Source organism: Paraburkholderia sp. Cy-641 (genome assembly GCF_011752945.1).
Taxonomy (GTDB): Bacteria; Pseudomonadota; Gammaproteobacteria; order Burkholderiales; family Burkholderiaceae; genus Paraburkholderia.
On the sequence record NZ_VWWM01000063.1, the window covers coordinates 1 to 11,916 of the forward strand.

Here is an 11,916-nt window from a genome sequence, read left to right on the forward strand (position 1 = left end):
GCAAAAATGCTGTAACCCTTTGATTTGACTGGTTGCGGGGGTAGGATTTGAACCTACGACCTTCGGGTTATGAGCCCGACGAGCTGCCAGACTGCTCCACCCCGCGTCCGTCGAAGAAAAGATTATAGAACAACCCGACAGCCGGCGCAATAGCCATGTAAGGATTAGCTTCATTACGCTTCGCGCGGGCGGCTCGTTGCCGCGCGAGTCCTCTGCCGTACCGCTGCTTGCGCGAGGCCGCCCGCAAACGCTGCGCTAGAATTCCGGTTCCTTACGCGCCTCGCCATGCTTCACGACGGCGAGCGCTTCAACTCTTTCCTCGCTCCGGATTTCATGGATATCGCTCACGATCTGCAGGTGATTGCCACTCAGGAAAAGACCCTCGTGTTTCCGCGTTTCGATGCCGACCGCGCGTGGCAGGTCGGTGTCCATTTGCGCGAGGTCGCGAAGGCGCGCGGCGTTGCCGCCGCGATCGACGTGCGCACTTTCGGCCAGCCGCTGTTTTTCAGCCTGCTCGACGGCGCGACGCCCGATAACGTCGACTGGGCGCGCCGCAAGGGCAACACGGTCGCGCACTTTCGCCGCAGTTCGTACGCGATCGGCCTGAAGATGCAGCTGGCCGGCGCGACGCTCGCCGACCGGCACGGTCTGCCGGTGGCCGAATATGCGTCGCACGGCGGCGCGTTTCCGCTGACGGTGGAGGGCGCCGGCGTGATCGGCTCGATCACGGTGTCGGGGCTGCCGCAGCGCGCCGATCACGAGTTCGTCGTCGAGGCGCTGTGCGCGCATCTCGGGCACGACTACGGCAAGCTCGCGCTTGCGAAGGTCTGACGCGATGCGGCTGCCTCCGTATGCCTTGCTCGCCATCGCGATCGTCGCCGAAGTGATCGCGACCTCTGCGATGCGCGCCTCCGACGGCTTTTCGCGGCTGCTGCCCTCGGCGGTCGTGGTGGCCGGTTACGGCATCGCGTTCTACTGCCTGTCGCTCACGCTGAGGAGCATTCCGGTCGGCATCGTCTACGCGGTGTGGTCGGGCGCGGGCATCGTGCTGATCACGCTGGTCGCGCTCCTGTTCTACCGGCAGGTGCCTGATCTACCGGCGATGATCGGGCTCGGGCTCATCATCTCGGGCGTCGTCGTGCTGAATCTTTTTTCGAAGATGCAGGCGCATTGAGCGGGCGATCCGTACTCGCGCACGTCGAGCGCCGCGCCGCTTACTTGCAGCGCACGATCATCGAGCGGTTCTTGACGTTGGCCGACACGACGTTGGTGACGCTGCCGCCCGCGGTGCCGCCTTCGTCGTTGTCCTTCGAGACGATGTCGTAGCCGGTCGCGCCGCATGCCTTGCCGGCCTGCACGTAGCACGAGGCCCAGCTCGAACCGGCGTCGGCGCCGCTGCAATTGACCGCGAAGCCGGTCTGTCCGTTCGGCAGGTTGATCAGGGTGGTGGTGTTCGACGACGCGCAGCCCGCGAGGCCCGCGGCGAGCAGCAGGGCGGCCGCCGGCGCGATCGCCCGCGACGCGCGGCACACGAGGGCAAGCGCGGCACCTGGCCGGAGACGGTGGAGGCGGCCGGCGTGTCGCGGTTGCGTCGTGAAATGCATCGTGAAGTTTCCTTTCGTTCGGATAAAGAGAGGCGCTGCCGGGCCAGGAGTCTTGTGCCGGCCCGGCAGCGCGCGGCGCGCGTGGCGCCTGCGCCGGTTAACGTATTTCGATCGTAATGCCCGCCGCGCTGACGAGCCGGCGGCTTTCCACGCCGGCCGCTGTGGCCGCGTCTTCCCAGATGCTGATGGCTCTCGGGATGTCGATGTCGTGACTTTCGGCGTAGGCAAACCATCGGTTCGCCGCGTCCGGCTCGGGCAGTTCCTGATTCTGCAGAAAATATTTTCCCATATTGCGCTCGCTGATTTCGGAATCGTGCCGCCGACGTCAAACCCGTCGACGGGATGGAGTGGGCCGATCGGACGGTTCGACCGGCGGGAGCCGCATAAGTGCGGCGGGCGGTGGCCGGTCGGCGCAGAATCCGGCGCTTCCGGCACTGCCTCGGGCGAGCCGCCGCCCGCTGGACCCCGGTCCGGCGGCACGAGTACCATAGCGTGACCCGCGGAGGCCGGCCGCGTCTGGCCGATTATCGCTGGCGCAGCCTTCCCGCCGGAACCTTTTGATGAGGCGATCATGGACATTCGCTTTCCCGCGGACGCGCCCGCTTATCGCGACTCGAATCTGACCGTCGTCTTTCCCGCGCTGGTGGACGGCGAACCGGTGCCGTGCGCGATCTCGGTCGAAGCGCTCGAGGACCATTTCGGCGCCTATAGCGAGGATCTCGAAGGCTGGCTGCGCGCATTCGACGCCGGCCGGCCGCGTATCGAAGCGGTGGCGCGCGAGCATCTGCAGATCAGCAACGGCACGCCGGTGTTGCTGAAGAGCGGGCATTTTCCGCCGGGGCAGGTGGCGGGCTAGCGCCGAATCTGCCCGTAAGGCGCAAAGCCGCGAGCCCGTGATAACGTTCAGTTCCCTCTCACCTCGCGCCGCCGCGCCCTGTTTCCCATGTCCATCTCCGTCTCGCCCGCCGCCAGCGACGAAATCGCGACTCACGTAGCCAACCGCATCGGCTTTATCGAACTGGAGCGGCCCAAGGCGCTCAACGCGCTGTCGACCGGCATGATCCGCGCGATGCACGCGGCGCTCGATCAATGGCGCGAAGACCCCGAGGTGCTCGCGGTCGTGGTGCGCAGCCAGCATGCGCGCGCGTTCTGCGCGGGCGGCGACATCCGCTTCATGTACGAGGCGGCGCAGCGTGGCGATCAGGCATCGCGAGATACATTTTTCACCGAGGAATATCGCCTCAATCACGCGATCTTCACGTATCCGAAGCCCTATGTCGCGCTGATGAACGGCATCGTGATGGGCGGCGGCATGGGCATTTCGCAGGGCGCGCATCGCACGGGCGGGCTGCGGGTCGTCACGCAATCGACGAAGATGGCGATGCCCGAAACGCGCATCGGCCTCTTTCCCGATGTCGGCGCGAGCTGGTTTCTCGCGCGCACGCCGGGGGCGATCGGCCGTTATCTGGCGGTGACCGGCGAGACGATCGGCGCGGCCGACGCGCTCTACGCGGGTCTCGCCGATACCTATATCGACGAGGAGGCGCTGCCCGCGCTGCTCGACACATTGCGCTGCGAACTGTTCGAGCGCGGCGCGGACGTGGTTGCCTGCATCGAGCGCGAGGCGCGCGCGTATCAGGTCGCGCCGCAGCCCGACGAGTCGCCGCTCGCGGGGGCGCGCGCATTGATCGACCGGCATTTCGCGCTGCCCGATGTCGCGCGGATTCTCGCCTCGCTCGACGAAGCGCGCGAGCGGGGTGGCGACGCGGCGGAGTGGGCCGAGCAGACGATCGCGGTGTTGCGCGAGCGCTCGCCGTTGTCGATGGCGGTATCGCTGGAAGTGGTCACGCGCGCCGAGGGTTCGATGGCGGATGCGCTGCGCGTCGATCTCGATCTGACGCGTTCGAGTTTTTTAATTGGCGACACGGTGGAAGGGATTCGCGCGCGCATCATCGACAAGGACAACGCGCCGACCTGGCGAGTCGCTCGCATCGAGGACGTGCGCGCGGCCGACGTCGAGAAGATGTTCGACAGTCCGTGGGCGGAGAGCGAGCATCCGCTGCGCGATCTGCGTGGCTGAAGCACGCTCGAACCGCTGAAGAAGCAAGCGGAGCGAGGCCGGCGCGAGCCGATTCGCCCGCGCTTACGCTTCCTCTTCGCTCGCCATGAACGCGCGCATGAACACGAGCGCGCCCCAGCCCCACATCGCGTTGGCCGCGAAACCGACCGCGAGCCGCGGCAGCATGTTGCCGCTCGGCCAGATGCCGCGCAGCGGATCGACGACGAACACGCTCGCTGCCGTCAGCACGATGCCGCCGAACACGAAGGCCGGCACCCACGGCGCGCGCCGCTGCGGCGCGACGCGCAGCAGCCACGCCATCAGCACGGCCCAAAACGCGCTCCAGATCGCGTTGGCGATGAATTCAGGCAGTCCGAGCGGCAGGAACGGCGCGGTCGAAAAGCCGCTCGGGTCGATGAGGCCGGCGGCGTGCAGCAGCGCCAGCGTTGCTTCGCGAAAGAACAGGGAGGCCAGAAAGCCGGCGACGAACGGCAGGATAAGTTTTTGCATGCATTGCACCGCGCAAGGTACAGGCGGCGCGAATCTGCAAAGCCTGTAGCGGATGATCGGAAAACGTGCGCCATTATATCGACAGGGTTGGCGCCGCCCGTCGCCGCGTGCATAAAGCGCAACACCTGTATGCGCGCGAACCCGTATGCTCGGGCGTCGGGCTAATCACGAAAGCGGAAAACCTAAGCTCAAAAAAATCGTTCAAAAGCCTCGGGCCGCTCCATAGACTGTTTCCTCATGCAGACGGCGCCGGTCGCCGTCATCCGTTGAATCGGGCGCGTTACGCGCACGTTGGTCGAGGAAAGCCGCCGCGATGTTCAGCCTGCCGCCGTCGAAGTATTTCCATTGCCGCGTCGGCATGCGCGCGCGGCCGTGCCACGGCTCGCGGGGCGGTTCGCTCCGTAGCTCGCGCTGTCCGCCTCGCCGCGAGTAAGCCGCCTCCGGCCTGAACCGGCCGGCCATTTTTCAATTTCCCCATGCGTTGCAGCGCGTGGCCGCATGCCGGCTCGATGCGCGCGGCAGGCGCTCGCGCAGCGTTTTCCCATTACTTCGTTAGAACAGGCAGGAGCAACAACTCATGAATGTGTTCTGGTTCATTCCGACTCACGGCGACAGCCGGTATCTCGGTACGTCCCAAGGCGCGCGCGCAGCCGATTACGATTACTTCCGACAGATCGCCGTCGCCGCCGACACGCTCGGCTACGAAGGCGTGCTGCTGCCGACCGGGCGCTCGTGCGAGGATGCATGGGTGGTCGCCTCGAGCCTGATTCCCGCGACCCGGCGGCTCAAGTTTCTCGTGGCGATCCGCCCGGGGCTCTCGTCGCCGGGGCTGGCCGCGCGCATGGCGGCGACGTTCGACCGATTGTCGAACGGGCGGCTGCTGATCAACGTCGTGACCGGCGGCGACGCGGCTGAACTTGCGGGCGACGGCGTGTTCGTCGATCACGACACGCGCTACGAAATCACCGACGAATTCCTGCATATCTGGCGCAAGCTGCTGAGCGCGGCGCATACCAACGACGCGATCGATTTCGACGGCCAGCATCTGCAATCGAAGGGTGGCAAGGCGTTGTATCCGCCGGTGCAGAAGCCGCATCCGCCATTGTGGTTCGGCGGTTCGTCGGCGGCCGCGCACGACATCGCGGCCGAGCACATCGATACGTACCTGACCTGGGGCGAGCCGCCCGAAGCGGTGGCGAAGAAGATCGCCGACATTCGCGCACGCGCCGCGGCGCGCGGCCGGCAGATCCGCTTCGGCATCCGCCTGCACGTAATCGTGCGCGAGACCGAAGAGGAAGCGTGGGCCGCCGCCGACAAGCTGATCAGCAAGCTCGACGACGACACGATCGCGCGCGCCCAGGCCTCGTTCGCGAAGATGGACTCGGAAGGGCAACGCCGCATGGCCGCGCTGCACGGCGGCAAGCGCGGCGGGCGCGAGCAGCTCGAAATCTATCCGAATCTGTGGGCGGGCGTCGGCCTCGTGCGCGGCGGCGCGGGCACGGCGCTGGTCGGCAGTCCGGAGCAGGTGGCCGCGCGCATGAAGGAATACGCGGAACTCGGCATCGAAACGTTCATCCTGTCGGGCTATCCGCATCTGGAGGAGTCCTATCGTTTCGCCGAACTCGTGTTCCCGCTGCTGCCGAAGCGGCTCAACAAGGTCGCGAACGGACCGCTGTCGGGGCCGTTCGGCGAGATCGTCGGCAACCACCATCTGCCGAAGGCGGCGAGCGCGAGCTGAATGGCGCCGTGAGGCGCGCGGGTGTCGCGGCGCCCGCGCGCCAGCGCCACGACGACTTTCGACCGGCCGACTTTCGACAGACAACAAGGACAGCCATCATGACCCCAACCACTTTGAGCGCGGGGCAGCGCGCCGGCGCTGCGGCGCCGGCGGCCGGTACGCGCGCGAATCCGTTGCGCCGCTTCGGCGCGCATCTGCTGCCATGGCTCGCGCCGCTCGCGATTCTGCTCGCATGGGAAATCGCGGCGCGCAGCGGCGTGTTGTCGACGCGCGTGCTGCCCGAACCGCTTGCGGTCGTGAAGGCCGCCTGGTCGCTGATCCAGTCCGGCGAAATGTGGGCCGACGTGCGGGTCAGCACGTGGCGCGCGGTGTCGGGCTTTGCGATCGGCGGGGGCATCGGGCTCGGGCTCGGACTCGCGACCGGGCTGTTCAGGCCCGCCGAAGTCGCGCTCGACTCGACCGTGCAGATGATCCGCAACATCCCCGCGCTCGCGATGATTCCGCTCGTGATCCTGTGGTTCGGCATCGAAGAAGAAGCGAAGGTGTTTCTCGTCGCGCTCGGCGTGTTTTTCCCGGTCTACGTGAACACGTTCCACGGTATCCGCTCGGTCGACGCGAATCTGGTCGAGATGGCGCGCAGCTATGGCGTCAATGGTTTCGCGCTGTACCGGCACGTGATCCTGCCGGGCGCGTTGCCGTCGATTCTGGTCGGCGTGCGTTTCGCGCTTGGGCTCATGTGGGTCACGCTGATCGTCGCCGAAACTATTTCCGCGCAATCGGGCATCGGCTACATGACGATGAACGCGCGCGAATTCCTGCAAACCGATGTGGTAGTGGTCGGCATTCTGCTGTACGCGGCGCTCGGCAAGCTCGCCGACGTGCTCGCGAAAAGCCTCGAACGCGTGTCGCTGCGCTGGCATCCGGTTTATCAGCGAGGAGCAAAAGCATGAGTGCAACGATATTGTCGACGACCTTCGGCGCAGTCGCGGGACGCGATCTCGAAGCCGAGCTCGCGCAGACGCGGGTCGCGGACCGCGATGCAAATGAAGCGCTCGATGCGGGGCGCGGCGGCGCGGTACAGCATGCGCTGGAGCGGGCGCAGTTGCAGACGAAAACGCAGACGCAGACGCAGTCGCGCGAAAAAGCACGACACGGCGCGGGCGATAAAACGCTGGCGGCGGACGGCGCGCTTTCCCGCCACGACGCGCGTTACGACAGCGATTACGCCGTGCAATTGCGCGGTGTCGGCAAGCGGTATGGCGAGCGCCAGGTGCTGTCGGATTTCGATCTGTCGATCGAGCGCGGCAGTTTCGTTGCGATCGTCGGCCGCAGCGGTTGCGGGAAATCGACACTACTGCGGCTCGTCGCCGGTCTCGAAGAGACCAGTTCGGGCGTACTCGAAAAGCGTGCGGCAGACGAGGGGGCGCTCGACACCCGTATCATGTTTCAGGACGCGCGCCTGCTGCCGTGGAAGAACGTGCTGCAGAACGTGATGCTCGGTCTCGGCCGTGGGGCGCGCGACGACGCGCGCGCCGTGCTCGCCGAAGTCGGTCTGCTCGAACGCGCGAACGACTGGCCCGCGCAACTGTCGGGCGGCCAGCGTCAGCGCGTCGCGCTTGCGCGGGCGCTCGTGCATCGTCCGCAATTGCTGCTGCTCGACGAACCGCTGGGCGCGCTCGATGCATTGACGCGCATCGAAATGCACGCGTTGATCGAGCGGCTGTGGCGCGAGCATCGCTTCACCGCGCTGCTCGTCACGCACGATGTGCACGAAGCGGTCGCGCTCGGCGACCGGATTCTGCTGATCGAAGAGGGGCGCATCGCACTCGATCAGCCGGTGGCGCTCGAGCGTCCGCGCGCGCGCGCGTCGGCGGGTTTCGCCGCGCTCGAAGAACACGTGCTGCAACGCGTGCTGAAAACCGGCCCCAACGACGACACGCTTCTGCATCGCGCCTATGGCGAACCGGCGCCGGAGCGGTTCGCGCGTCCGACCGACGTGCGCTGGGCGATCTGACATCCCAATCCGCGGTTCTTACCGATTCGTTTCCAACCGTTTTTCTGGAGTCACTTTAAATGAGCATTTCCGCAATCAACGTGCGCAATCAGTTCAAAGGCAAGGTCAAGGAAATCATTCGCGGCTCGGTGGTGTCCGAAGTCGACGTGGAGACGCCGTTCGGCATCGTCACCTCGGTGATTACGACGCGCTCGGTCGACGAACTCGAACTGAAAGTCGGCTCGGAAGTAGTCGCGCTCGTGAAGTCGACGGAAGTGTCGATCGCGCGGCTGTGATCGCTGCGAGTATCGGGCGCTGACCGAGTTATAGCGCCGGCGCTCGCACGCGCCTATTTCGCGTTCGCGCCGCTTGCGGGCGGCTCGTGTGTCATGCGATCGTTGGCTGGCGTCCGCGGATGCCCGATCGGCATGTTGTCCGGATTGTCCGAACCGCCCGGGCGCGATGTCGTTGCGGGCGGCGTGACCATCGGCGAGTGACGGTCGCGGTTGCTGTCGCCGTCGCGCGATGCCGTGGTTTGCGCGATTGCCGCCGTGCCGCTGCTCGTAAGTGCTGTCGCGAGCGTCGTCGCAAGCGCGATGCTTGTGGCCGCCAGCGTTGTCGATCTGCCTTGCTTCATGTCGTTCTCCTTCGCGGTGCCGCCGACAGGTCCCGGTGCGCTCGCACTGCATGCGCGGCCCATGCCCGCCCCAGCCGCCAATCGTCAGCGTTTGCAGCGCACACCGCGTTCCTGCGCGGCATAGTGAACCTGCATCCGCCGATGAAACTTGCTACGATGAATCAAGCGTTCCGACGGAGACGGCCATGTCGAAGTCCTTGAGTCCCGAAGCGGTTGAAGCGTTGCGGCGTCTGAACGACGTCGGCGTTGGACAGACGGCGCCCGAACTCGCGCAGTCCGTCGTCGCTGAGTTATTGGCGAGCGATCTCGTCGCCGAGTCGGGGAGCGGCGAGGTCGAGATCAACTGCAATGGCCGGCAATATCTTTCCGGCGATTGCGACTGATCCTCAAGCAGGGCATCGAGCCAGGGTGGCCTGATGACGAAGCAGAGTCTCGCGGGTGTCGGCGACGCTCGCGGGATGAGTGCGTCCGCTTTCTTTCATGCATGCGATCAGGCGATACCACGGAGGCGGGCATGGAGCCAAAGGGCCTCGATATGGGGGACTACCAGGAGCGCTACGGAGACTACGACATCGAGGTCGCGGTCGAGCAGGTGCTGACCGGCGTCAAGGCGCATTTTCGGGTGCTGCGCAACGATGCTGTGGTCGTCGACTGGCAACTCGTGCATATCGACAGCTTGTGGTCCACCGAGCATGCGGCGGCCGAGGCGGGCTTTCGCGCGGCACGCGAATTGATTGACGCGGGGCTCCCGCGTTAGCGGCGGATAACCGCAGATAAAGGACGTCGTGCGGATTGGCACATGCATTGGCTGTGGCGCGCTGCGGCACCTGTTTTGCGAACGCCTGCCTTAAGGCGATGGGCTGGCGCGTGGATCCTGCCCATACGTGAGACGACCACGCGGTAAACGCAACTGGGCGCCGGCATCGATACCCGATGCGCGGCGCCCAGATCGATCGCGGTCCGCCCGAGCGGGCCGCGAATCGACGTGACTGCTGATTGGCTTAGTGGCCGAAGAACACCGATTGCGGGCCCGAAGCCGGCTCGCGCGTGCCCGATTGCGACGACACGTTCTTCACGCCGCCGTAGGCATTCGTCGTGGCTTCGTTGCGTTCAGCGGCAACGGTCTGCGCGTTCTGGCCTTGTTGCGAGGCCGGAGCGCCAACCGCCGGACGATAGAACGGTGCCGGACCATAACCGCTTGCAAAAGCGGGAGCGGCGATCGAGGCAGAAGCGGCAACCAGCAGGGCGGCGATGAACTTGGTCTTCATGGTAGGACTCCGATAACGTTCGACTGCATTTCAGGGAGGCGTCGCAGGGAGCTACTGAGGTGTGTCTGCAACGTCGATGGAATGCAGTGTATACCCCTACTATTGAAAATTTGTGCCGATAAACTGAAATTACTATTCCTCGCTGCGAAACAATCTCTCAGACGTAAGCGCGGCAAGGCTCGACGATGATCGGTCCCCATTGACCAAGTTTTTTGAAGCCGAGACCATAGAGCGGGGAGGGTTTAGAAAAGGGAGATAGCCCTTGGAGCCGGAAAAGCGGAGAACAGTGGAAAATCCCAACCCAAAACAAAAACGGCGTTGTGATTTCTCACAACGCCGTTTGCAAAACTTTACCGCTGAATTCTCTGGGGTGGCTGATGGGACTCGAACCCACGACGACAGGAATCACAATCCTGGACTCTACCAACTGAGCTACAGCCACCACTAACATCTGCTTGACTTGCTTTAAAAACCTGTCTCGCCGACGAAGAAACGAGATTATAGGGACTAGATTTGCGTTTGCCTAGTCCTTTATTCAGAAATTTCGACAGGCTCGCGCAGATGCTGTCTTGCTTCGTTGAAGATGGACAGATCGCGCGCCGCGAGCCGCTTGCTATCGGACAGCACGCGCCGCCAGCCGCGCGCACCCGCTTCGCCGCGATAAAGCCCCAGCGCATGACGCGTGATCGCGCCGAGATACGTGCCGCGCGCCATTTCGGCGGCGCAGTATTCGATCAGCTTCGCTTCGACTTCGTCGCGCGTCGGCGGCGTTTGGCTGGAGCCGTAGAAGCGCGCGTCGACCTCGGCGAGCACATACGGGTTGTGATAAGCCTCGCGTCCGAGCATCACGCCATCGACGTGCTGAAGATGCTGTTCGACTTCATCGAGCGTCTTGATGCCGCCGTTGATAATGATCTCGAGTTGCGGAAAATCGCGCTTCAACTGATACGCGTAGTCGTACTTGAGCGGCGGAATTTCGCGGTTTTCCTTTGGGCTCAATCCCTTCAGGATCGCATTGCGCGCGTGAACGATGAACACCTCGCAACCGGCCTGCGCGATCGTGCCGACGAAGTCGCGCACGAAGCCATACTCCTCGACCGTATCGACGCCGATCCGGTGCTTGACCGTCACCGGCACCGAGACCGCGTCGCGCATCGCTTTCACGCAATCGGCGACGAGCTGCGGCTCGTTCATCAGACACGCGCCGAATGCGCCGCGCTGCACGCGCTCGGACGGGCAGCCGCAGTTCAGATTGATTTCGTCGTAACCCCATTGCTCGCCGAGCTTCGCCGAACGCGCGAGGTCATCGGGCTCGCTGCCGCCCAGTTGCAGGGCGACGGGAGCTTCGTCGGGCGTGAACGCGAGGTGGCGCGGCACGTCGCCGTGCAGCAGCGCGCCGGTCGTCACCATTTCCGTGTAAAGCCACGTATGGCGCGAAATCATGCGATGCAGCGAACGGCAATGGCGATCGGTCCAGTCCATCATCGGCGCGACGGAAATGCGACGCGGGCTGGGAGTGCGAGGTACAGACATGGGACGGCGGGGCTTGATTCAAAACGCTAATTTTACCGCAACGCCGTAAATTGCCGATGGCGTGGGCCGACGGCGAGCCACGGGGCGCCGCTGTCGCGGTCATTGCATGCATGTCACGGCATGACGGGCCGCGCCGCCTCGCACGCCACCTCAATGACCATGCCCGCCGCTACTCCACGAACTTCCGCCACCATGTCCGCCGCCATGGCCGCCATGGCCGCCATGGCCGCCATGCCAGCCGCCGCCGTGCCCGTATCCGTGGCCGCCGTGGTAGTAGCAGCACGGACCGCCAAAACCGCCCCAGACGTCGACCGTGCCGTACACCGGCGCATAGGGCGGGCCGTATGCGTACGGGTAATACGGTTGTGCGTACGCGTAGCCCGCCGGCGGCGCGACCACGCATCCGGTCAAGCTCGCTGCCGCCGCTAGCAGCGTCATCGATGCAATGAGCCTGCTCACGATTTTCTCCTTCATATATACGTGAGAAAAACCGCGCGCCGTGGAGTTCAGTGGCATTTGTGTCCGCGCGTTACCGCGCGAGCGCATCGGGACACGGTCGTCACTCATGCTACGC

At 65.0% G+C, this 11,916-nt stretch carries 17 protein-coding genes and 2 tRNA genes; 10 read left to right on the forward strand and 9 right to left on the reverse strand.

Annotation, left to right across the window (positions count from 1 at the left end; all coding sequences use genetic code 11):
- Positions 1–29 precede the first annotated feature (29 nt).
- Positions 30–106 (reverse strand) — tRNA-Met (locus tag F3J20_RS26435).
- Between the two features lie 227 nt (positions 107–333).
- On the opposite strand from F3J20_RS26435, the gene F3J20_RS26440 reads away from it, so the two are divergent.
- Entirely contained in the window at positions 334–831 is a 498-nt protein-coding gene (locus F3J20_RS26440; protein WP_167038696.1) for a heme-degrading domain-containing protein, read from the forward strand.
- Between the two features lie 4 nt (positions 832–835).
- Positions 836–1,174: a multidrug efflux SMR transporter gene (locus F3J20_RS26445; RefSeq protein ID WP_167285136.1), complete on the forward strand. Its 339-nt coding sequence runs from the start codon at positions 836–838 to the stop codon at positions 1,172–1,174.
- A 40-nt stretch (positions 1,175–1,214) separates the two neighbouring features.
- On the opposite strand, the gene F3J20_RS26450 is transcribed toward F3J20_RS26445, so the two are convergent.
- Both F3J20_RS26450 and F3J20_RS26455 read right to left on the reverse strand, forming a co-directional pair.
- Positions 1,215–1,604, reverse strand: coding sequence for a hypothetical protein (locus F3J20_RS26450; protein ID WP_167285138.1), 390 nt, complete (start codon positions 1,602–1,604; stop codon positions 1,215–1,217).
- A gap of 97 nt (positions 1,605–1,701) precedes the next feature.
- The gene (locus tag F3J20_RS26455; RefSeq protein ID WP_167285140.1) at positions 1,702–1,893 is read right to left on the reverse strand and encodes a hypothetical protein; all 192 of its coding nucleotides are present in this window, start codon (positions 1,891–1,893) and stop codon (positions 1,702–1,704) included.
- A 282-nt stretch (positions 1,894–2,175) separates the two neighbouring features.
- Between F3J20_RS26455 and F3J20_RS26460 the strand changes: the two genes are divergently transcribed.
- Complete coding sequence (locus tag F3J20_RS26460; protein WP_167038608.1) at positions 2,176–2,460, forward strand: DUF1488 domain-containing protein; 285 nt, start codon at positions 2,176–2,178, stop codon at positions 2,458–2,460.
- Between the two features lie 87 nt (positions 2,461–2,547).
- Positions 2,548–3,684 (forward strand): enoyl-CoA hydratase/isomerase family protein, encoded by a 1,137-nt coding sequence (locus F3J20_RS26465; protein WP_167285142.1) that lies wholly within the window; start codon positions 2,548–2,550, stop codon positions 3,682–3,684.
- Positions 3,685–3,747: 63 nt separating this feature from the next.
- Here the strand turns inward: F3J20_RS26465 and F3J20_RS26470 are convergent, their stop codons facing one another.
- On the reverse strand, positions 3,748–4,173 hold the full coding sequence (locus F3J20_RS26470; protein WP_167038604.1) for a hypothetical protein: 426 nt from the start codon (positions 4,171–4,173) through the stop codon (positions 3,748–3,750).
- Between the two features lie 577 nt (positions 4,174–4,750).
- On the opposite strand from F3J20_RS26470, the gene ssuD reads away from it, so the two are divergent.
- From ssuD to F3J20_RS26490, 4 genes are all read left to right on the forward strand, one after another.
- Positions 4,751–5,911: an FMNH2-dependent alkanesulfonate monooxygenase gene (gene ssuD, locus F3J20_RS26475; protein ID WP_167285144.1), complete on the forward strand. Its 1,161-nt coding sequence runs from the start codon at positions 4,751–4,753 to the stop codon at positions 5,909–5,911.
- Between the two features lie 98 nt (positions 5,912–6,009).
- Positions 6,010–6,861 carry an aliphatic sulfonate ABC transporter permease SsuC gene (gene ssuC / locus F3J20_RS26480; protein ID WP_167285146.1) on the forward strand — a complete coding sequence of 284 codons (852 nt, stop codon included), beginning with the start codon at positions 6,010–6,012 and terminating at the stop codon, positions 6,859–6,861.
- Positions 6,858–7,925 carry an ATP-binding cassette domain-containing protein gene (locus tag F3J20_RS26485; protein WP_167285152.1) on the forward strand — a complete coding sequence of 356 codons (1,068 nt, stop codon included), beginning with the start codon at positions 6,858–6,860 and terminating at the stop codon, positions 7,923–7,925. Before ssuC ends, F3J20_RS26485 begins: the two co-directional genes overlap by 4 nt.
- 59 nt (positions 7,926–7,984) lie before the next feature.
- Positions 7,985–8,200 (forward strand): molybdopterin-binding protein, encoded by a 216-nt coding sequence (locus F3J20_RS26490; RefSeq protein WP_008922916.1) that lies wholly within the window; start codon positions 7,985–7,987, stop codon positions 8,198–8,200.
- Between the two features lie 53 nt (positions 8,201–8,253).
- Here F3J20_RS26490 and F3J20_RS26495 read toward each other — a convergent pair whose 3' ends face one another.
- Complete coding sequence (locus tag F3J20_RS26495) at positions 8,254–8,541, reverse strand: hypothetical protein (RefSeq protein WP_167285154.1); 288 nt, start codon at positions 8,539–8,541, stop codon at positions 8,254–8,256.
- Between the two features lie 185 nt (positions 8,542–8,726).
- Between F3J20_RS26495 and F3J20_RS26500 the strand changes: the two genes are divergently transcribed.
- Entirely contained in the window at positions 8,727–8,924 is a 198-nt protein-coding gene (locus F3J20_RS26500) for a hypothetical protein (RefSeq protein ID WP_167038594.1), read from the forward strand.
- 131 nt (positions 8,925–9,055) lie between these two features.
- On the forward strand, positions 9,056–9,298 hold the full coding sequence (locus F3J20_RS26505) for a DUF6566 family protein (protein ID WP_167285156.1): 243 nt from the start codon (positions 9,056–9,058) through the stop codon (positions 9,296–9,298).
- Between the two features lie 244 nt (positions 9,299–9,542).
- Here the strand turns inward: F3J20_RS26505 and F3J20_RS26510 are convergent, their stop codons facing one another.
- From F3J20_RS26510 to F3J20_RS26525, 4 genes are all read right to left on the reverse strand, one after another.
- Positions 9,543–9,809 (reverse strand): hypothetical protein, encoded by a 267-nt coding sequence (locus tag F3J20_RS26510; protein WP_167038591.1) that lies wholly within the window; start codon positions 9,807–9,809, stop codon positions 9,543–9,545.
- Positions 9,810–10,175: 366 nt separating this feature from the next.
- Positions 10,176–10,251, reverse strand: a tRNA-His gene (locus F3J20_RS26515).
- Positions 10,252–10,340: 89 nt separating this feature from the next.
- Positions 10,341–11,342 (reverse strand): tRNA dihydrouridine(20/20a) synthase DusA, encoded by a 1,002-nt coding sequence (gene dusA / locus F3J20_RS26520; RefSeq protein WP_167038589.1) that lies wholly within the window; start codon positions 11,340–11,342, stop codon positions 10,341–10,343.
- Positions 11,343–11,492: 150 nt separating this feature from the next.
- The gene (locus tag F3J20_RS26525; RefSeq protein ID WP_167285157.1) at positions 11,493–11,801 is read right to left on the reverse strand and encodes a hypothetical protein; all 309 of its coding nucleotides are present in this window, start codon (positions 11,799–11,801) and stop codon (positions 11,493–11,495) included.
- Positions 11,802–11,916 lie beyond the last annotated feature (115 nt).